At 63.1% G+C, this 20,697-nt stretch carries 15 protein-coding genes; 11 read left to right on the forward strand and 4 right to left on the reverse strand.

The genetic code is table 11. The annotated features are described in order from the left end of the window. Positions 1 to 66: 66 nt before the first annotated feature. The 5 genes from JVX98_RS11885 (at position 67) to JVX98_RS11905 (ending at position 7,049) form a co-directional block, all read left to right on the forward strand. Positions 67 to 1,920 carry an ABC transporter ATP-binding protein gene (locus tag JVX98_RS11885; protein ID WP_192446246.1) on the forward strand — a complete coding sequence of 618 codons (1,854 nt, stop codon included), beginning with the start codon at positions 67 to 69 and terminating at the stop codon, positions 1,918 to 1,920. A 120-nt stretch (positions 1,921 to 2,040) separates the two neighbouring features. Beyond that, positions 2,041 to 3,906, forward strand: coding sequence for an ABC transporter ATP-binding protein (locus JVX98_RS11890; protein ID WP_205238714.1), 1,866 nt, complete (start codon positions 2,041 to 2,043; stop codon positions 3,904 to 3,906). Positions 3,907 to 4,273: 367 nt separating this feature from the next. Further along, complete coding sequence (gene petA, locus JVX98_RS11895) at positions 4,274 to 4,852, forward strand: ubiquinol-cytochrome c reductase iron-sulfur subunit (protein ID WP_192446244.1); 579 nt, start codon at positions 4,274 to 4,276, stop codon at positions 4,850 to 4,852. A gap of 14 nt (positions 4,853 to 4,866) precedes the next feature. Next, complete coding sequence (locus JVX98_RS11900; protein ID WP_192446243.1) at positions 4,867 to 6,147, forward strand: cytochrome b N-terminal domain-containing protein; 1,281 nt, start codon at positions 4,867 to 4,869, stop codon at positions 6,145 to 6,147. Positions 6,148 to 6,179: 32 nt separating this feature from the next. Further along, positions 6,180 to 7,049, forward strand: coding sequence for a cytochrome c1 (locus tag JVX98_RS11905; RefSeq protein WP_043626068.1), 870 nt, complete (start codon positions 6,180 to 6,182; stop codon positions 7,047 to 7,049). A 314-nt stretch (positions 7,050 to 7,363) separates the two neighbouring features. Here JVX98_RS11905 and JVX98_RS11910 read toward each other — a convergent pair whose 3' ends face one another. Continuing rightward, on the reverse strand, positions 7,364 to 7,966 hold the full coding sequence (locus tag JVX98_RS11910) for a GrpB family protein (RefSeq protein WP_246765006.1): 603 nt from the start codon (positions 7,964 to 7,966) through the stop codon (positions 7,364 to 7,366). Between the two features lie 146 nt (positions 7,967 to 8,112). On the opposite strand from JVX98_RS11910, the gene JVX98_RS11915 reads away from it, so the two are divergent. Beyond that, positions 8,113 to 8,496, forward strand: coding sequence for a hypothetical protein (locus JVX98_RS11915; RefSeq protein WP_205238715.1), 384 nt, complete (start codon positions 8,113 to 8,115; stop codon positions 8,494 to 8,496). Between the two features lie 308 nt (positions 8,497 to 8,804). Here JVX98_RS11915 and JVX98_RS11920 read toward each other — a convergent pair whose 3' ends face one another. After that, positions 8,805 to 15,476, reverse strand: coding sequence for a kinesin (locus tag JVX98_RS11920; RefSeq protein WP_205238716.1), 6,672 nt, complete (start codon positions 15,474 to 15,476; stop codon positions 8,805 to 8,807). Positions 15,477 to 16,014: 538 nt separating this feature from the next. Between JVX98_RS11920 and JVX98_RS11925 the strand changes: the two genes are divergently transcribed. Both JVX98_RS11925 and JVX98_RS11930 read left to right on the forward strand, forming a co-directional pair. Then, positions 16,015 to 16,383, forward strand: a complete 369-nt coding sequence (locus tag JVX98_RS11925) for an Hpt domain-containing protein (RefSeq protein WP_205238717.1) — start codon at positions 16,015 to 16,017, stop codon at positions 16,381 to 16,383. Between the two features lie 249 nt (positions 16,384 to 16,632). Beyond that, on the forward strand, positions 16,633 to 16,953 hold the full coding sequence (locus tag JVX98_RS11930) for a 2Fe-2S iron-sulfur cluster-binding protein (protein ID WP_043624554.1): 321 nt from the start codon (positions 16,633 to 16,635) through the stop codon (positions 16,951 to 16,953). Positions 16,954 to 17,390: 437 nt separating this feature from the next. Here JVX98_RS11930 and JVX98_RS11935 read toward each other — a convergent pair whose 3' ends face one another. Beyond that, the gene (locus tag JVX98_RS11935) at positions 17,391 to 18,020 is read right to left on the reverse strand and encodes a DUF922 domain-containing Zn-dependent protease (protein ID WP_043624550.1); all 630 of its coding nucleotides are present in this window, start codon (positions 18,018 to 18,020) and stop codon (positions 17,391 to 17,393) included. Positions 18,021 to 18,127: 107 nt separating this feature from the next. Between JVX98_RS11935 and folP the strand changes: the two genes are divergently transcribed. From folP to folK, 3 genes are all read left to right on the forward strand, one after another. After that, positions 18,128 to 18,979, forward strand: a complete 852-nt coding sequence (gene folP, locus JVX98_RS11940; protein WP_192446237.1) for a dihydropteroate synthase — start codon at positions 18,128 to 18,130, stop codon at positions 18,977 to 18,979. A 114-nt stretch (positions 18,980 to 19,093) separates the two neighbouring features. Next, positions 19,094 to 19,462, forward strand: a complete 369-nt coding sequence (folB, locus tag JVX98_RS11945) for a dihydroneopterin aldolase (RefSeq protein ID WP_034794609.1) — start codon at positions 19,094 to 19,096, stop codon at positions 19,460 to 19,462. After that, positions 19,452 to 19,976, forward strand: coding sequence for a 2-amino-4-hydroxy-6-hydroxymethyldihydropteridine diphosphokinase (gene folK, locus JVX98_RS11950; RefSeq protein ID WP_205238718.1), 525 nt, complete (start codon positions 19,452 to 19,454; stop codon positions 19,974 to 19,976). The genes folB and folK overlap by 11 nt, the downstream gene beginning before the upstream one ends. A gap of 78 nt (positions 19,977 to 20,054) precedes the next feature. Here the strand turns inward: folK and JVX98_RS11955 are convergent, their stop codons facing one another. Next, positions 20,055 to 20,606 carry a hypothetical protein gene (locus JVX98_RS11955; protein WP_043624541.1) on the reverse strand — a complete coding sequence of 184 codons (552 nt, stop codon included), beginning with the start codon at positions 20,604 to 20,606 and terminating at the stop codon, positions 20,055 to 20,057. Positions 20,607 to 20,697: the final 91 nt, after the last annotated feature.

Raw genomic sequence — 20,697 nt, forward strand, 5'->3', positions numbered from 1 at the left:
TTTTTCATCATAAGAATGCGGGGCGAAATCCCGCTTTCCTTCAAAATACTCTGAAGGAGCAATGTTATGTTTGGCTGGTTTGAATCCCGCCTCAATCCTTACCCTGCGGAGGAACCGACGGTTCCGCCGAAGACCCTGTTCGGCTTCTGCTGGCACTATTCCAAGCCGGCGGCACCCTGGCTCGTCATCATGTCCGTCTGCACGGCGCTGATCGCCATTGGCGAGGTGGCGCTGTTCCAGTTCCTCGGCAACATGGTGGACTGGCTGTCGAGCGCTGACCGCGAGAGCTTCCTTGCCGCCGAAGGCGGACGGCTGTTCTGGATGGCTGCGCTCGTCCTCATCGGCCTGCCGGGCCTGGTGGCGATCGATTCGCTGATCATGCACCAGGTGCTGCTCGGCAACTATCCGATGATCGCCCGCTGGCAGATGCACCGCTACCTGCTGCGCCAAAGCATGACCTTCTTTGCCAACGAGTTCGCCGGACGCGTTGCAACGAAAGTGATGCAGACGTCGCTGGCCGTGCGCGAAACCGTGATGAAGATCCTCGACGTCTTCGTCTATGTCGTCAGCTACTTCGTCACCATGCTCGCGGTCGTCGCCACCGCCGACTGGCGGCTGGTGATCCCGCTCGGCATCTGGCTGGCGATCTATATCTGCATCGTCAGCTATTTCGTGCCGCGGTTGCAGAAGATCTCCAAGGAGCAGGCGGATGCACGCTCGATGATGACCGGGCGGATCGTCGACAGCTACACCAATATCGGCACGGTCAAGCTGTTCTCGCATGCCGGCCGCGAGGAAGGTTATGCCCGCGACGGCATGGACGGTTTCCTCGACACCGTGCATCGCCAGATGCGCAAGGTGACGCTGTTCCATGTGTTGGTCTATGCCAACAACAGCATCGCCCTCTTTGCGATCGCAGCGCTTGGCATTCATCTCTGGCTGACGAGTGCGATCTCCGTCGGCGCGATCGCGATTGCCGTCGGCCTTGCGATGCGCATCAACGGGATGTCGCAGTGGATCATGTGGGAAGTCTCGGCGCTGTTCGAGAATATCGGCACGGTCTATGACGGCATCGGCATGATGACCAAGGCTCACGACATCGTCGACGAGCCGGACGCCAAGGCGCTGACAGCGGACAAGGGGGCAATCGCCTTCGACAACATCCGCTTCCACTACGGCAAGGCCAAGGGCGTTATCGATCACCTCTCGCTCGACATCAAGCCGGGCGAGAAGATCGGCCTCGTCGGTCGCTCGGGCGCCGGCAAGACGACGCTGATGAACCTGCTGCTGCGCTTCTACGACCTGGAGGACGGCGCGATCCGGATCGATGGCAAGGATATCGCAACCGTCACGCAGGACAGCCTGCGCTCGCAGATCGGTGTCGTGACGCAAGACACCTCGCTCCTGCACCGGTCCATTCGCGACAACATCGCCTATGGCCATCCGGAAGCGGACGACGAGGCGATCATCGCGGCGGCCAAGAAGGCGAATGCCTGGGACTTCGTTCAGGGGCTCGAGGACAACCAGGGCCGCAAGGGCCTGGATGCCCAGGTCGGCGAACGCGGCGTCAAGCTCTCCGGCGGCCAGCGTCAGCGCATCGCGATCGCGCGCGTGTTCCTGAAGGACGCGCCGATCCTGATCCTCGACGAGGCGACCTCGGCGCTCGATTCCGAAGTCGAACAGGCGATCCAGGAGAACCTGTTCGCTCTGATGGCAGGCAAGACGGTGATCGCGATCGCCCACCGGCTGTCGACGCTGACGGAGATGGACCGGCTGGTGATCCTCGAGGCGGGCCGCATCGTCGAGACCGGTTCGCATGCCGAGCTCGTGGCCCATGGCGGTCTCTACGCCGATCTCTGGTCTCGCCAGTCGGGCGGCTTCATCGCCGACGATGTCGAGAAGGAAGAGGCAGCGGAGTAAGCAACCAGAGGCCCGCCGTTCGAATGAGCGGCGGGCCTCTTTGTTAGACGTTACGCATTTGTAATCTGCAATTGTGTCGAAACCGATTGCTGTTGTCGCCGAACCGCCTATATCGGAACCATGCTCAGCGCCATCGTCAGCCTCTTCGAGAACTGGATCAAGCCCTTCGAAGCGCGCGAGCGCTTGCAGCCGCCGAAATCGCTCTGGGGTTTTGCCTGGTTCTATGCCAGCCAGGCCAAGGGACCGTTCATCGCAATGGCGGTGCTCGGCGGCCTCGTTGCCATGCTGGAGGCGGGGCTCTTCTATTTCGTCGGCCGGCTCGTCGATCTGCTCGACACCGTGAAGCCGGAAGCCGGCTGGAGCGGTCTGATCGCCGCCAATGGGCCGGAACTCCTGTTCATGCTCCTGACGGTGATGGTCTTCCGTTTCGTCGCGGTGTCGCTGGCGGCGCTCGTCGAAGAACAGGCGATCACGACAGGCTTCTTGAACCTGGTGCGCTGGCAATCCTATGTGCATGTCGCCCGGCAGTCGCTGACCTTCTTCCAGAACGACTTTTCCGGCCGCATCGTCACCAAGGTCTGGGCCGGGGCGCAGGCAACGAGCGACCTGCTCGTCTCCCTGCTGCAGGTCGTCTGGTTCATCGTCATCTACACCGCGTCGACCATGGCGCTGGTGGCGCAGCTCGACTGGCGCCTGGCGGCGATGGTCGGTTTCTGGATCGTCGTCTTCCTGGTACTGGCGCGCTTCTTCGTTCCGCGCATCCGCAAGCACGCGCGCGATACCGCCGAAATGGCGTCGATGCTGAACGGCCGCATGGTCGATGCCTATTCCAACATCCAGACCTTGAAGCTCTTCGGCCGCGACGAAGAGAACGACCGCTACATCCGCGGCGGCTTCGACCGGTTCCAGCGCGCGGTGATCCCGTTCACGCGGCTCTTGACGGCGGTGCGCGCTTCGCTGGCACTGCTTTCCGGCCTGATGATCACCGCGATCGCGGTCTATGCCATCCATCTCTGGCTCGCGGGCTCGATCAGCTCCGGCGCGGTCGCCTTCACCCTGGCGCTGGTGCTGCGGCTCAACATGCTGCTCGGCCGCATGATGACGCAGTTCAACTCGATCATGCGCAACATCGGCACGATCCAGAACTCGGCCGAACTGGTCTCGCAGTCGATCGGTCTCGTCGATCGGCCGGACGCGACGGAACTTGCCGTGAGCAAGCCGGAAATCCGCTTCGAACACGTGCGCTTCCACTACGGCAAGGGCGAGCGCGTCATCGACGACTTTTCCCTCGTCGTCCGTCCGGGGGAGAAGGTGGGTATCGTCGGCCGCTCCGGCGCGGGCAAATCGACCCTCGTCAATCTGCTGTTGCGCTTCTACGACCTTGAAAGCGGGCGCATCCTGATCGACGGACAGGATATCGCGACCGTAAGGCAGGAATCGCTGCGCGCCCAGGTCGGCATGGTCAGCCAAGATACCTCGCTGCTGCACCGCTCGATCCGCGACAATGTCCTCTTCGGCCGCCCCGATGCGAACGAGGAGCAACTGATCGCCGCGGCACGGAAAGCCGAAGCCTATGACTTCATCGCCGACCTTCAGGACCAGCGCGGCCACAAGGGGCTCGACGCCCATGTCGGCGAGCGCGGCGTCAAGCTTTCGGGCGGCCAGCGCCAGCGCATCGCGATCGCCCGGGTGATGCTGAAGGATGCGCCGATCCTCGTGCTCGACGAGGCGACCTCGGCGCTCGATTCTGAAGTCGAAGCGGCGATCCAGTCCAATCTCGACCGCCTGATGCAGGGCAAGACGGTGCTCGCGATCGCCCATCGGCTGTCGACGATCGCGGCACTCGACCGGCTGGTAGTGATGGACAAGGGACGGATCGTCGAACAGGGAACGCACGCCGAACTTGTTGCCCGCGGCGGGCTTTACGCCGGCCTCTGGTCGCGCCAGTCCGGCGGATTTCTCGCCCGGGACGAGGCGGCGGAGTAGGGCGCTCTTCGGGCGCCTCCAGGCCCATCCGGCGGGTGCAAATTCCGCCTAACTGATGGCCGTCAAGTCCTTGTGCCAATTGGCCGCGCTTTTCCCCGCGACAATCTGCCCACATCCCCTTGTCAAGGCTGGACATAATTTGCGATCAAGCATAGAACGCGCCGGATTGACGGGGATTCTGCGTGCCGTGCGCGCGCCGATTCTTTTCGGATTCTGTGCCGATGTCGCATTTGCAACTGCAGGGCGACGGGGCGACAGCACTATGAATAGGGCGTGGTTCCTTGACCTGGATCAAACCGCAAGGGGCAGGAATTTCGCCGGGGGCGGATGCGGTTTCCGCAATATTGCGTGAGAGGATGGTTTAGCCGTGAGCGAACACGACACTTCAAGCGAGGCCTTGGGCGAGCCCACTCGCCGCGACTTCCTTTATCTGGCTACCGGTATGGCAGGCGTCGTTGGCGCTGGCGCCGTCGCCTGGCCGTTCATCGACCAGATGCGTCCGGATGCATCAACGCTCGCGCTCGCGTCGATCGAGGTTGACGTATCGAGCCTGCAGCCCGGTATGTCGCTGACCGCGAAATGGCGCGGCAAGCCGATCTTCATCCGCAACCGTACGGAGAAGGAAGTCGAGGAGGCAAAGGCCGTCCAGCTCGACGAGCTTAAGGACCAGGTTGCGCGCAACGCCAACCTTCCGGCCGATGCAACCGCGAGCGACCTCGATCGTTCCGCCGGCGAAGGCAAGGAAAACTGGATCGTCATGATCGGTTCCTGCACCCATCTGGGCTGCGTGCCGCTTGGCCAGGCCGGTGATTTCGGTGGCTGGTTCTGTCCCTGCCACGGTTCGCACTACGATACGGCCGGCCGCATCCGTAAGGGTCCGGCGCCGGAGAACCTTCACGTGCCGACCTTCTCGTTCGTATCCGACACAGTTATCAAGATCGGTTGAGGGGACTACTGATAATGAGTGCTGAACATTCAACCTACACGCCGACGACTGGCATTGAGAAATGGGTTGATTCCCGTCTGCCGTTGCCGCGTCTGATCCACGATAGCTTCATCAGCTATCCGGTTCCCCGGAACCTGAACTACGCCTACACCTTCGGTGCCATGCTCTCGGTCATGCTGATCGTCCAGATCCTGACCGGTATCGTTCTTGCGATGCACTACGCCGCTGAAACGACCGTCGCCTTCAATTCGGTCGAAAAGATCATGCGCGACGTCAACCACGGCTGGCTGCTGCGCTACATGCACGCCAACGGCGCATCCTTCTTCTTCATCGCCGTCTACCTGCACATCGCCCGTGGTCTCTACTACGGCTCGTACAAGGCTCCGCGCGAAATCCTCTGGATCCTCGGCGTGGTCATCTACCTCCTGATGATGGCGACCGGCTTCATGGGCTACGTTCTGCCCTGGGGTCAGATGTCCTTCTGGGGCGCGACCGTTATCACCGGCTTCTTCACCGCCTTCCCGCTGGTGGGTGAGTGGATCCAGCAGTTCCTGCTCGGCGGCTTCGCCGTTGACCAGCCGACGCTGAACCGCTTCTTCTCGCTGCACTACCTGCTGCCCTTCATGATCGCCGGCGTCGTCGTCCTGCACATCTGGGCCCTGCACGTAACGGGTCAGACCAACCCGACCGGCGTTGAAGTCAAGTCCAAGACCGACACCGTTCCCTTCACGCCCTACGCGACGCTGAAGGATGCACTCGGCGTTTCCGTCTTCCTGATCATCTATGCCTGGTTCGTCTTCTACCAGCCGAACTTCCTCGGCCACCCGGACAACTACATTCCGGCTGACGCGCTGAAGACGCCTGCTCACATCGTTCCGGAGTGGTACTACCTGCCGTTCTACGCGATGCTGCGCGCCATCACCTTCAACATTGGCCCGATCGACTCCAAGCTCGGCGGCGTTCTGGTGATGTTCGGCTCGATCATCATCCTGTTCTTCCTGCCGTGGCTCGACACGTCGAAGGTCCGCTCGGCCGTCTACCGTCCGTGGTACAAGCTGTTCTTCTGGGTCTTCGTGGTCAACGCCATCCTGCTCGGCTGGCTCGGTTCGCGTCCGGCAGAAGGCCTGTACGTCGTGATGTCGCAGATCGGCACGCTGTACTACTTCGGCTTCTTCCTCGTCATCATGCCGGTTCTCGGCCTGATCGAAACGCCGAAGCGCATTCCGAATTCCATCACCGAAGCGGTACTGGAAAAGCAGAATGCCAAGGCGCAGCCGGCCGCCGCGCGCGCCTGATCAGAACAGCGATTGATAAGGAACCCACAACAATGAAAAAGCTTGTTACAGGCATTCTGTCACTCGCTGTCGTCGCTGGTCTCGGTCTCGGTGCGGCTGTTGCCGAAGAGGCGAAGGGCGGCGAGGAGCATGGCGGCGGTACGCCCCACTATCCGATCCACAAGCCGGAACAGCAGGACTGGAGCTTTGCCGGTCCCTTCGGTCACTACGACAAGGGCCAGCTGCAGCGCGGCCTGAAGGTCTACACCGAAGTCTGTTCTGCCTGCCACTCGATGAACCTGGTTGCCTTCCGCACGCTGGAAGGCCTGGGCTACTCGGATGCACAGGTAAAGGCTTTCGCGGCGAACTACGAAGTCCAGGACGGCCCGAACGCCGACGGCGAGATGTACACCCGCAAGGCTGTCGCCTCCGACCACTTCCCGTCGCCTTACGCGAACAAGGAAGCGGCTGCCGCATCGAACAACGGTGCAGCTCCGCCGGACTTCTCGCTGATCGCCAAGGCACGCGGCATCGAGCGCGGCTTCCCGCAGTTCATCTTCGACATGTTCTGGCCCTACCAGGAAGGCGGCCCGGACTACATCCACGCGCTGCTGACCGGCTACCAGGATCCGCCGCAGGGCGTCGAAGTGGCTGAAGGCACGCACTACAACCCGTACTTCGCCAACGCCGCCGCGCTGGCGATGGCGCAGCCGATCTCCGCCGACCAGGTCACCTATGACGATGGCACGCCGCAGACGGTCGACCAGTACGCCAAGGACGTTTCGGCATTCCTGATGTGGGCCGCCGAGCCGCACCTCGAAGAGCGCAAGCGCACTGGCTTCATGGTAATGGTGTTCCTGCTGATCTTCACCGGCCTGGTGTACCTCACCAAGAAGTCGGTCTACGCCAACAAGGAACATTGATCGGTTTCCGGCTTGAGCCGGTTCGATCAAGACCCAACGAAAAAGCCCCGGTTCGTCCGGGGCTTTTTGCGTTTGCCACCGTGCATCCCGACACCGTTGACCCTGGGCGAGGAATTTGGCCGGGCCTGCAGCAAGTTCGCGATGCTTCACGCATTCCTTTGGCGAAGGGCAGGCGGCTAAAGACCAGTCGCTCGCAGGACAGGCTTGCGATGCAGACAGCCGCTACCGTATTCGGCCGATCATTGGCCACCGCACCGATCTCGGATTAAGGCTGTGCCGGGGCAGCGGAAGACCGGTCTGTCGATCCGCAGCTCCTACGCATCGGAAGGACCTGGTCTCCAGCCGCTTGCCGCAGCCCACCGATCCGCGCGTCGAATGACCTGCCACAAGTGTTCCGACTTGCCCTCGGTATAGGCTGCCCGGTCGTGGCGATGTCGGCTTGCCAATGCCCGCTTCAGCTCGACGTATGGGCCGTGTTCCTCGGCATGGGCGCGCATGTAGTCGCGAAACAGCAGCGACCATTGTTCCTGCCAGCTTCCCCCTCGGCGCACGTGGATGTGCGTGCGTTCGTCGCCAGGGCGCTCACGAAAGTAGCGTTTCGTCAGATCGGTATTCTGCGGCCGCCACAGGTAGCCGATCGCCGCCATTTTTTCCGCCAGCACGTGGATGGGCACCAGATCGGTAACGGAAATCTGAACATCGATGATCGGCTTGGCAGCCAGACCACGGATTGCGGTGGAGCCGATATGGTCGATACGCAAGGCATGATCGCCCAAAACCTGGCGTATCGTCTTCGCCTTGGTGGCAAACCGCTCCGCCCAATCGGAGGACCAATCGCAGATTTCAATCGGCTGTGTCGTGCAAGGCAGCTCCCTATCCATTGGACGAACTTCAGATGCAGAGCGTGATGATGTCAACATTCATTCCTGCGTTCCACCTGTCTGGCTGGCAGAGTGTCTGCCCGTCGGGATGCTGTTAAGGACGACTGCATGTTATGGTTGCGCCGACCGTTGGCGCCCGCCTAGAAGGCTGCGTTATTGTTTCTTCAAGGGGGTGAAACCCAATGCATATTTCGTTGAAACGCCTGGCGGCCGCCGCCGTGATCGGCCTGGCCTTCGTTCCCGGCATCGCGCAGGCGGAAAGCTATTCGGCGCTCACCAAGCAGGGCTACACCACCGGAAAGCTCGCCAGAGGCAAATCCGGCGCCTGGGGCTGGGTTGTCGGCAATGGCGAGAGGAAGTTCTTTTGCCGGCTCAACGTCGCCTCGGCCTATGTGAACAAGAAGGAGATGGTGAGCTTCACCGCAAGCGGCCGCATGCTCAAGATCGACCGTGCGACCTATGACGGCGCGCTCGGCGGACCGGACCCGAACAAGCCTTACCTGAAGGATCTGCAGGCGGGCCGGGTCAAGCCCGCCGATGTCGGCGGCTGCTCGCCGCTGCGCTGACTGGTCGGATCCCGTCGCTTCGCCCAGCGTGGCTGTGGAGGGCGTCGACAGCACGTTGTTCACGACGCCGCCGACGAACCCAAGTCCCGCTTGTCCGGCTCCGCTCGCAGGCAGTCGTCCTGAAGCAGCGAGAAGCTCGATAGCGCGGCGCACGGCCGCGGGGAGCGCCTGAAATGCACACCGCGTAATAAAGGGCTTGCGACACCGGAGCGGAAGCGATCAGTCGCTTTTCTTCTCTGATATCCCTGCATACGAAAACGGCCCCGTCGCGAGACGGGGCCGTTTCCTTGTTCTCTATCCGGGCTCGCTTAGCTGAAGCGGCCGGCGGCGTGGGCGAGCATCGTGTAGACCTTGCCGGTATCCGACGTCAGGTAGGTCTGCGTGATGCGCTTGTCCGGGTCGTTGCGGGCGACGTCCGCGAGCAGCTTTTCGAAATCGGCGATGTAGCGGTCGACGGCGGTGCGGAACTCCGGCTCGCGGTCGTACTTGCGCTTGATCTCGTCGAAGGTCTGCTGGCCCTTCAGCGTGTAGAGGCGACGGGTGAAGACGTCGCGCTCGCCGCGCTGGTAGCGGCGCCACAGATCGACCGACGCATCGTGATCGATGGCGCGGGCGATATCGACCGAAAGCGAGTTCAACGATTCAACCACGTGGCGCGGGTTGCGGCTGTCGCTGGCCCGTGCCGTCGGCTGGGCCTCGGCCGGGCGCTGCGGCGCGGGCGAGGGTGCCTCTTCGCGGGACGCCGCACGGAGCAGGTCGCGCATCCAGCCACCACCTTCGGCGACCTCGTTGCTCACCGCCTGCGACGGCGCCGGCTGGCGAACGGCGGGCTGTTCGATGCCGAGGCTGCCGCGAAGCGCAGGTGCCGGTTCCTGACGGCGCGGCTGCTCGACGACGGGCTGCTGCGCTACGGTCTGCTGAACCACCGGCTGCTGGGCCACTGGCTGGGGCTGCGGCTGTGCGACCGGTTGCGGCTGCGGGGCTGCCTGCTGCTGCACCGGACGGGCGACCGGAGCGGCGGCCGGCTGCTGGCGCAGCGGCTGGGCCACTTCGAGCTGCGTCGAGGACTTGCCGATGATATCAGACAGTTCCTGCAGCGCCTTGATCTGTTCGCTGACGGCGCGGCGCATGACGGCCGCGTTTTCCTTGGCTTCTTCCGGCAGGTCGAAGGCACCGCGCTTCAGCTCTTCGCGGGTCATGTCGAGTTCCTTGCGGATCTCCCCGGCAGAGCGACGGATTTCGTCGGTGGCACCACTGAAGCGGCCGATCGCCTCGTCGATCGCGACGCGAACGGCGTCACGCAGCTGGCCTGCGACGCCATCGGACTTCTTGCCGCTCTCGGCAAGCATGCGCTCGATGTCGGACACCGAGGCCGCAACGCTGCCGCGCAGACGCGAGGCGACTTCCTTGGAGCGTTCCTCGGCATTGGCAAAGGCGCCTTCGATCGAGGCACCGGCATCTTCGCCGACCTTGGCGATCGCCTGGCGAAGGGCTTCCGATGCGCCGAGCGCACGGCCCTCGACCGAGGTGAGCGTCTTGTTGACGTCGGCAAACGAGGTCTCGACGCCGGAGCGAAGCGTGTTTGCGATCTGGCGCGAACGCTCCTCGGCGCGGCTGAAGACCTGCTCGACCGAGGCACCGGCCTCATCGCCGGCCTGGGCCAGCGTGTTGCGCATTGCTTCAGCAGCTTCGGCTGCGCGCTGTTCGGCGCTGGTCAGCAGACGACCGACATCGGAGAAGGACTGCTGGATGCCGCTGCGCAGGTTGCCGGCAACGAGGCCCGAGCGCTCTTCGGCGCGCTGGAAGGCGCCGTCGACGAAGCCCTCGAGCGAACGCATCGTGCGTTCGATCTCTTCCGAGCGCTGGACGAGGCCGACTGACAGGGTGCGAAGCGCATCCTGTCGTTCCTCGAGCGTGCTGACGAGGTTCGACTGGGCGGCGCCGAGCAGATCGGAGGCCTGACCGAGAACGCGCGAGTGGTCTTCGAACCGGCCGACAATGCCGCCGATCTGCGACAGGGTCGAGGCAGAGATATCGGAGAGCTTGTCGACCTTGCCTTCGATGAGGCGGGTGGAGGTCGACAGCATGTCGGAGGCCTGGCGGGTCGATTCCGACACGCGGGTGATCGTCGATTCCAGGCGCTGGTCCATTTCGCCGAGGTTGCTGCTCGCCTGGTCGATGACCGTGGCGATGGCCGCATTGTTGTTGGCGAGCTGGTCGATCAGGCCAAGGGCGGTCGACTGCAGACGGTTTTCGACCATCTTCATCGCCTTTGCCGTCTCTTCGGCGCGGTAGGAGATCGCGTTCAGCGTCTCGCCAGTGCGCTCGGCGATGGCGTTGACGAGGGCGGCGTTTTCCGCACGCAGACGGTCGGCGCTTTCCTGGGTCACGGCGGCGATGCGCTCGGCGGCCTCGCGGCCGGTGGCGGCATACTGGTCGATGACCGGGCGTGCCTGCTCGTCGATCAGGCGCGACAGCTCCATCGAGCGGCCGGCGAGCATCGAGTTGAGTTCGCGGGTGCGCTCGTCGAGCGTGTTGCGGATCGCCTCGCCACGGGCTTCCAGCGCCTTCTCCGTGTTGGTGAGGCCCTGGTGGATGTTGTCGGCGTGGTTGGCGATCTGACTGTGCGTTGCGGCCAGCCGTGCGGTTGCGCTGTCGGCCGCATCGGCGATCGAGCGTGCGAGTTCGGCATGACGTGCAGCGGTGGCTGCCGCCTTCTGCTCGATCGAGCTGGCAAGCTCGGCATGGCGTGCGGCCGTGGAGGCTGCCGTCTGGTCGATCGTATTGGCGAAATCCGCCTGGCGCGCGGCAAGTGCTGAGGCGAAATCTTCGCCGGCCTTCGACAGGAGCCCGGCCGAGCGGACGGCTTCCGCGTCGATTTCCTGGGCCGCATCGCTGATGGCGCCGCGCAGGCTATTCACAAGGCCAGCAGCCTTGTCTTCCATACGCAGCGTTTCCGCATCGAGCTCCTGGGCGACGTCGCCAACGGCACTGCGCAGCGTGTTGACGAGGCCGGCAGCCTTGTCTTCCATGCGCAGCGTTTCTGCGTCGAGTTCCTGCGCGACATCGCCAACGGCGCTGCGGAGCGTGTTTGCAAGACCGGCTGCCTTGTCTTCCAGGCGTACGGCTTCGGCATCGAAGTCTTCGGCCACGCCGCCGACGGCGCTGCGCAGATTGGCGACGATGTCGGAGGTCTTGCCTTCCAGACGGTTGGCTTCGGCGTCGATATCCTGCGTCGCCTCGTGAACAGCGCCGCGCAGGCTGGTGACCAGAACAGCCGCCTTGCCTTCGATCGTGCGGTTGACGTTCTCAAGGCCGATGTTGAGGGCGCGATCCATGGTGCCGAGGCGTTCGGCGATGCGCTCCGCACCGGACTCGATGGCGCCGGTGATCCGGGTTGCTGCCATTTCGCTCATGCGGTCGATGTCGCCGGCGCGGTCGCCGAGGCTGTCGGCGATACGCTGTCCGGCGCCGTCGACGATCTGGTTGACGCTGCCGACGCTGTCGCGAACCCGGTCTTCGAGCGAGCTGAGGCTGACTTCCAGGCGCAGGCCGGTATCGTCGACCAGGGTGTTGACGTCGTTGACGCTGCCGCGAATGCGGTCCTGAAGGGCGCCGAGGCTGCTTTCGATCAGGACACCGGTCTCGCCGACGACGGCGTTGACACCGCTGACGCTGCCGCGGATACGGTCTTCAAGCGCGCTGAGGCCACCTTCAACGCGGGCCGCCGCATCATCGACGACGGAGCCGACATTGGTGACGCTGCCGCGAATGCGGTTTTCCAGCGCGCCGAGATTGCTCTCGATCCGCGCGCCGGTGTCGTCGACCACGGCGCCGACATTGCCGACGGTGCCACGGATGCGGTCTTCGAGCACGCCGACGCGGGTCTCGAGATGCATGCCGGTTTCGTCGACGATCGAGCTGATGTTGCCGGCGCTCTCGCGCATGCGCTCTTCGAGGGCGCCGAGGCTGGTTTCGACGCGCATGCCGGTGTCGTCGAGGCGGTCGTTGAGGCCGTTGATCGACAGGTCGACGCGGTTGGTGAGGCTGTCGGCCGCCAGGCTGATCTGGTTGGCGGTTTCGGCCAGGCGCTCGGCAATATGGCCCGTAGTCGAACGCATGCGGCTGTCGAGTGCTTCGCCGCTGCGGTCGATCGCTCCGGCGAGTGCCGCCTGGCGTTCTTCGAGCGACATTTCCAGCATGCTGGCGCTGGTGGCAAGCGTCGTGGCGATCGAGGTCGACTGATCGGCAAGCATGCCTTCGAGCTGGTCGCGGCCCTGGCCGACGGCGAGGTTGATGGCGTTGATGCGGTCGTCGAGCGTGGCGCGGATCTGCTCGTGCGTGGACGAGAGCGTATCGCGCAGGTGCTCGGCGCGGCCGCTCAGCGTCTCCTCGATTTCCGCTGCCTTGCCGGCGAGCGATGCGGTCGCTTCGGTGGTGCGTGCCGTGAGGGCGTCGGCGATGTGCGCGCTGGTCTCGGTCAGCGTGTCGGAGATCTTGCTGACACGTCCGCTCAGATCCTCGGCAATGCGGGCGCTCGTCTGGGTGAGCGTATCGGAGATCAGGCTGACGCGGCCGCCGAGGTTTTCGGCGATCGTGTTGACGCTCTCGGAGAGCTTCTGCTCGATGTCGCCGACGCGGTCCGTCATGGTTTCGGCGACAGCCGTTGCCCGGAAGGTCAGGCTGTCGGCCACGTCTTCGGCGTGACGGCTCAGCGTGTTGGCCATCTCGTTGGCGCGCGACGACATCGTCGAAGTGATCGCGGCGGCGCGCTCGGCGAGGACGCCGTCAAGCGCCGTCGTCTGGTTGGTGAGAGCGTCGGAGATCGCTTCGCCGCGTTCGGAAAGAACGCGCTCCAGCCGGTCGGCCGTGCCGCTGACGGCGGTATCGATCGAATCCGCGCCCATGGAGAGGATCGTCGAAAGGGCGAGGGTGCGTTCCGACAGGGTGTTGTCGAGGCGGTGCTGGCTGGCAGCGATCGCGCTGGTGATTTCGTCGGTCGAGCCGTGCAGGGTCTGCTCGATCCGGGCGTGCGCTGCGTGCAGGCCGTCGACGAAGGCGGCCGTGCGGCTGTCCAGACCTTCGGTCAGGCGCTGTTCGCTCGTCGTCAGTGCGCTCGAAAGCGCGTCGGCACGCTGGCCGAAGCCGTTTTCGATGCGGTCCTGGGCCTGGGTGAGGGCACCCATCAGACCGCTGGTCTTTTCGGAGAGCACGCTGTCGATGCGGGTGTGTGCATCCCCGATCATGTTGCCGAGTTCCGTGGTGCGGCTGGCAATCGTCTCTTCGATGAAGTCCTGGGTGGCGCCGAGCGTGGTCGCAAGCGTCAGCGACTGGTCGGAAAGGGCCGAGCCGATCTTCTCGATGCTGCTGTCGAGCGCGCCGCCGATCGCTTCCGAACCGCCGGAAACGGTCTCGTTGATGCGGTGCAGGCTTTCCATGAGCTTGGTGTCGAGCAGGCTCGCGCGCTTGTCGAAGGCGGAGGCAAACTCGTGGAAGCGCTCGTCGAAGGCGGTGGCGAGCTGGCCGACGGTCGTCTGCAGCTTTTCTTCGAAGAAACCGCCGCGCAGGTCGAGGTCCATGATCGCATCGTCGGCGCTGGAGCGCAGGCTCTGACGGAAGCTCGCGCCCTTTTCGTCGAGCGTGGCGTTGAGCGAGGCGAGTACGTGGTCGAGGCCGCCGGTGATGGCGTGCTGGCCGACGCTCAAGCTTTCGTTGAGGTCGCGGGTGCGGGCGATCAGCGTTTCGTTGAGCTGGCGGGCGCGTTCGTTGAGCGCCGCATTCAGCTTCTCGGTGCTGGCGTCAAGCGAGGAGGCGCGCGTTTCGAACTGGCTGAGCAGATCTTCGCCACGCTTCGTCAGCGTGTCGCTGAGCTGGTCAAGCCGGGTGTCGAATTCGGTGCTGAGGCCGAGGCCGGCAGCGGTCAGGCCTGAAAGCAGCGCATCGGTGCGGGTCGTCAGCATGCTGCCGATCGACTGCAGGGCACCGTCGGACTTTTCGCTAAGGGCGGCGGCACGGGTATCGATCAGCGAGGCAAAGGCTTCGCCGGAGATCGCGATGCGCGAAGCAATGTCTTCGCTCGCCTGTTCCAGGTCGTCCTTCAGCTTGCCATGGGCACCGGAGATCGCCGAACGGATACGCTCGGAATGGCCGATGATGGCTTCGCGCTCAAGGCCGAGTTCCTGCACCAGGGTGCGCACGCGCAGTTCGTTTTCGCTATAGCTGCGTTCGAGGGCGTTGACCTCGGAATGAACAAGCGTTTCGAGCTCGGTTGCACGGGCGATCGTGCGTTCGATGCCCTCGTTCATCGCCGAGACTTCACGGCGGACGGCCTGGCCGACGGTCATGACGCGGTCGGCGGCAGCGGTTTCCGGTTCGGCAAGGCGCAGGGCGACTTCGGCCATCGAGCGCGCGGCGTTGCGCAGTTCCTGCGCGCGGGCGATCATGATGGCAAAGGAGAAGAAGAGCATGATCGGCAGAACGATACCGATCGCGACGCCAACGGCGCCAGGCGTGGCCGAGAGGTCGCTCAGCGAACGGATCTGCCAGATCTGCGGCCCGTAAAGAAGGTTGGCGACGCCAAGGCCGGCAACCGCCCAGATGACGGACACCAGCGCGGCAACGCGGATCGCGGCGCGATTGGAGCGAACGTCGAGCGCGCGCAGCATCGCAGCCGGCGAACGGCGACCATCGTCGTTGGCGGCGGAAAGGGACGGGGACTTGGGCGCAGGTTCCGGAGCGAGCGTCTTGGCCGCTTCTGCAGCACGTGCCCCGCGGGACTGTTCCGGCTGAGGCCGTGCTTTCTTATTCTGATCGGGCGTTGCCGCCTGATTGGTGGGCTGAGACACATTTTCCTCCGGATCATCCAAGGAAGTCTTGTCATTCGGGCTCGATGCAAGCTCGTCGAAATCAATCTTCAGGGCAGCTTCCAGAGCCTGGAACGCCTTTTCGTCGATCGACTCATTGCTCTTTTTCGTCGCCATAGGGATACGCCTCATTACCTTTTGCCCAGAACGGAAAGCGCCTCTGGCCCGTTATCGGGCAGGGTCTCTTCCTCATGGGCGGTGACGGCAAGATACGCGCATCAGATCTACGCAATACCCTACTGATCACCCACTGCATTGCCTCGACGGATAGTCGCATTTGTGGCCGAATGGGACCACGCGTCGAGCTTATCCACCGGAACGGTTGCCATTTTCGTACGCGGGTCCGTTCCTAAGCGTATCGTAGTGACACATTAGCTGGGTTCTTACAATTAAGAGCGCTTGGGGTTGATTAAAATCCTAATGAAATCTTAATGCAATACGGACCTGAAAGCCGAAAAAGATAAGGAAATCAGAGAGTTTAACGGACGTTAACCATTTTCCCAAAATACTGCCTATATTGCGCCCGGATTTGAGCCAATAGGTGCCGGAGCCCGCCGAAGATGGAAGTCTCAATCGTGCGGGCGGCGGCACCGCTCGCGTGTGAAGCGATGCCGAAAACAGGCCAACATCAAACAAACAATAGGGAAATTGGCTCATGGCGGCCCTCAGGATTGCCTTTGAAGCCCCGGACAGTCCGGGAAACTCTTCTGCGTCAGGCAAAAAGCCGATCGACCTTGCGCACCTCGCCGTGCAGACGATGGGTGACAAGGCGCTCGAAATCGAAGTGCTGCAACTCTTTGCGCGCCAGGCGCGCCAGGTCTTGAAGGAAATTGTAGAGGGCGAGGGCACGCCCCGCGCCCAGGCAGCCCACCGGCTGAAGGGCGCAGCCCTGGCGGTGGGTGCCGTCGATGTTGCAAGCGTTGCCGGTGCGATCGAGCACAATCCGGCCGAAGCCTCGCACTGCGACCAGCTCGCAACGGCGGTGCTCGAAGCGGAGCTCTTCATTCTGAAGCTCTGCCGCTAGCGGCTCCCCCGAGCAGACAGGGGGCGCGTTCCCGGCCCCTGTCTGCCGAACGATGCCCGCGCCTCGCATAAGAGGCCTCGTGCCGGCGTTAATTGCTACTGGCGCTATCCGCGGCGATGCACGCAATGACGGCCGTTGTTGACTGGCCGGCCGATTTGTTGGAAGAACTTTCCCTGAATTTGCGCCCGCGGCGTTCCTTCTCAACAGGCCTGCGCCCGGCCAATCCACCAGTTCATTCCGGAAAGAGACATGACAAAACTTAACATCGTTGCCTTTGATGGCGCGCGCCATGAACTTGATGTCGAAAACGGCTCGACGGTCATGGAAAACGCCGTTCGCAATTCGGTTCCCGGCATCGAAGCCGAATGCGGCGGAGCCTGCGCCTGTGCGACCTGTCATGTCTATGTCGACGATGCCTGGGCCCAGGTCGTCGGCGCTCCGGAAGCGATGGAAGAAGACATGCTGGACTTCGCCTACGACGTCCGCCCGACGTCGCGGCTTTCCTGTCAGATCAAGATGAGCGATGCGCTTGACGGTCTCGTCGTGCACGTGCCGGAGCGCCAGGCCTAAGGCCTGCGTTTCACGCCCCGTCTTTCAGACCTCCGCACAAAAAAAAGCGCCTCGCCGGTCGTTGGACAAGCGAGGCGAGGAGGGCGCATCGCATACAGATGAGGGAGGGAACATCTGCTGCACCAAGACACGCCAGGAGAACCCGTTCCGGCTCCGCTGTTCGATTTCTTCTTTTTCTTTTCAAGTGAACAACGTTGCGCAAGTCAAAGTAAAGGCAACATCTAAGCTTTTCGCGCCGCAATCGCGTCGCGCATAACCTATTCAATTTGTGGGGCTAGTCTTTGTCCCGGCCCCTCTCTCCATGGTTTGAATATAGATGAGTCGCCGGCCGGCAGCCATCGTTATATTTCACCAATAAAATACTGTGGGTATTGCCGCTGAAATGGCTCGAGCCGCGACTATAGTCAGGCTCTTCTTCGGGGTTCCGGCCCTGCTATCTACTGTTGCGCTTTCTTCAGCGTTTCCAGCCTGTATTGCAGAAGACGGATCATGCGCTTGTCGAAGTTGGCGGCTTCGGTGCGGTCGAAGCGGGCCTGATCCTTGTCATGTGCCTCGATCGCGGTCGCGCTGGCGCGGGCGACACTTTCCTGCATTTCTTCGCACGTGTCCTGCGGCTTCAGCGCCAGGAACATCTTTTCCATCCGCCGGGCGTGATTGCGGGCGATTTCGGCGTGGCGCTCCTCGTGGCGCTTGATGTCGCTCGACAGCGTGTCCCACACGAGGGCGAGGTCACGTCCGGCCTGGCGGCGGTATTTCCATTTGGGCAGAATGATGCGCGTGTTCAGCGTGACGCGGGCCGAGCCGACGGCGCAGCGTCCGTTGCGGCTGACATAGGTGATCGAGCCGCCGAACTTGATGCGGGTGGCGCCGGGATGCCGGGCGCCGGTCGACTTCATCATCGGGCCGCTCGCCGAGAGTGCCTTGTCCAGTTCTTCCGCAGTCCGGCCGCCGATCGAAAAATAGGAGAAGCTCTTGTTCACCACGGTTTCGCCCGAGGCCGTGCCAAACGGGGCGGCAACCAGGAGAGCAAGAAGGGCGACTTTGAACGGGACGCGTACTCGGGACATCAATGCGTGGTTCTCTTCGGTTGAACTTCAATCAAGCTTGGGGCATAGCCAGCGCCGGCGCAACAGCAAAACGATGGCTCCCGGCCGTATGCGGATGGTGAGGGAAAATGACTTACAATCCATTTCAGAAATTTAGCTGGAAGCTGGCGCACGGACGCAGCCTCGAACTGGGGCCGCGTGGCGTTTTGATGGCGATCGTCAATGTTACCCCGGATTCTTTTTCCGATGGTGGCCGTTTCATCGATGCCGTTGCGGCGGTGGCACAAGGAGTGCGCTGCCTGGAGGAGGGCGCCTTGATCCTCGATATCGGCGGTGAATCCACGCGGCCCGATGCCGCGCCCGTCAGCGCCGAGGAGGAACAGGCGCGGATCCTGCCGGTGATCGCAGCGCTTGCCCGCGATACCGATGCGCTGATTTCCGTCGACACTTACAGAGCCTCGACTGCCCAGCTTGCGGTTGATGCAGGCGCGCATATCGTCAACGACGTGCACGGCCTTCAGCGCGAACCCGACATTGCCACGGTCGCCGCCAAGACCGGCGCCGGCATCTGCATCATGCATACCGGCCGGGGCCGTGAAAAACTCGCTAACGTGATCGCCGACCAGTTTGAGTTTCTCGACCGGTCGCTCGAGATCGCGGCTGCGGCCGGCGTGGAGCGGGATCGCATTATCCTCGATCCGGGCTTCGGCTTTGCCAAGGACACGGACGAGAACCTGGAACTGATGGCGCGCTTTGCAGAGTTGCACCGTTTTGAACTGCCGTTCCTGGTCGGAACCTCGCGCAAGCGCTTCGTCGGTGCGGTCAGCGGCCGCGAGGCGGCCGATCGCGACATGGCGACTGCTGCAACGACGGCGCTTTTGCGCGTTGCCGGCGCCGCGATTTTCCGCGTACACGATGTCGCAAACAGCAAGGATGCACTGGCAATGGCCGATGCTATGCTACACGCCAGAGCGAGGTGAGACTTACTCGCCCGCATTCCGCCTGAACCTGTGACTACCAATCACGCGCATGACTGCGGAACGGCTCGACCGCGCAATCATCGCGATCCAAGAAAGCCGATGGGACTGAGAAGCATGAGCGCGACCTATATCATCACCCTCAAAAACTGCGCCTTCTTCGCGCGCCACGGCGTCTTCGACGAGGAGGAGCTTCTCGGTCAGCGCTTTTTCGTCGACGCCGAGCTTGAAGTCGAGCAGGGAACGGCCCTGGTCGACGACTCGATTGAAGACACAGTGCATTACGGCATCGCCTTCCAGGAAATCGAGCGCATCGTCACCGGCCGCCGCCGCTACCTGATCGAGGCGCTGGCGCTGGAAGTGGCCAAGACGCTCTGCGTGCGTTTTCCGCAGATCAAGCGCGCCAAGGTTTCGATCCGTAAGCCGAATGCGCCGGTTCCAGGCGTGCTCGATTATGTCGAAGTGACGGTCGAGCATGTCGTCTGAGGTGACTTGGCGAGTGGCAACGCTCGGGCTTGGAGGCAATCTCGGCGACCCGCGCAAGGCGATGGCCGAAGCGCTTCGGTTGCTCGATGCCCGCGACGATTGCGTGGTCGAGGCGGTCTCACGACTTTACCGCACGCCACCCTGGGGCAAGACGGACCAGGCCTGGTTCTACAATGCCTGCGCCAAGGTCGAGACGACGCTCACGCCCGAAGCCCTGCTCGACGCCTGCCTTGAAATCGAACGGTCGATGAAGCGGGTGCGCGACGAGCGCTGGGGGCCGCGCACGCTCGACATCGATGTACTGACCTTCCAAGGTGTGGCGCAATCGGGCGGGCGGCTGGAGCTGCCGCATCCAAGGATGACCGAGCGCGGCTTCGTGCTGATGCCGCTTGCCGACTTTGCGGCCGACATGACCCTTGGCGGCCGGTCGGTCGGCGACTGGCTGCAACAGGCTGACGTCGCTGGCATCGAGGTTGCCGACGATCACATGGGCTGGTGGCGCGCAGGCGCCTGAACAGGACCGCAACGCAATCCACAAACGACAAAGCCCCGGTCTACGCCGGGGCTTTGTCGTTTGATCGGGTGTTTGACGTTACTTGATCGAGCCGACGGCGATCGCGTCGATCTGGCGATTGAGGCTGACGCCGATGACCGGCACCATCGTCTCTTCGACCTTGACCGAAATGGTGATGTTCATCGTCTGGTCGTCCTGCAGGCGGGCGATCATGGCACCGTTCAGCTTCTTGCGGTTGATGCCGACGACGACCTTGTCCTTGGCGACATTGCCGGAAATGATATCCAGACCCTTGCCCTCGGCGCCATCGAGGAACTTGCCGGTGTAAGTGTTTCCCTTCTGAGTGATCAGCGCCGACATCGGCTGCTTGAACACGCCGACGCGGCAGAAGCCGTCGAGCTTGATGCCGGTCTCATCGCCCGCGACCGGTTCGCCCGAGAGGTCGCAAGTGAACTTGGTGCCCTTGTATTTGCCGGCGACGATCTCGCCCGGGCCTTTCCACTGGCCGGCGACCTTCTCGAAGAAGACCTTGTCCTTGGCGCCGGAAAAAGCCGGTGTCGCAAGGCCGACGGTGGCTGCCAGCGCAAAGGCGGCAGCGCCGCGAGCGATCAAAGAAGGGCGCGAGAACATAAACGATCCTTGATGAGTCAACGTCCGAAACTGGATGCCACATTTGCGCGCAAATGGTTAATGGGAGGTTTCTGTCTGGCGGATATCGGGG

The sequence above is a fragment of the Ensifer sp. PDNC004 genome (genome assembly GCF_016919405.1).
Taxonomy (GTDB): domain Bacteria; phylum Pseudomonadota; class Alphaproteobacteria; order Rhizobiales; family Rhizobiaceae; genus Ensifer.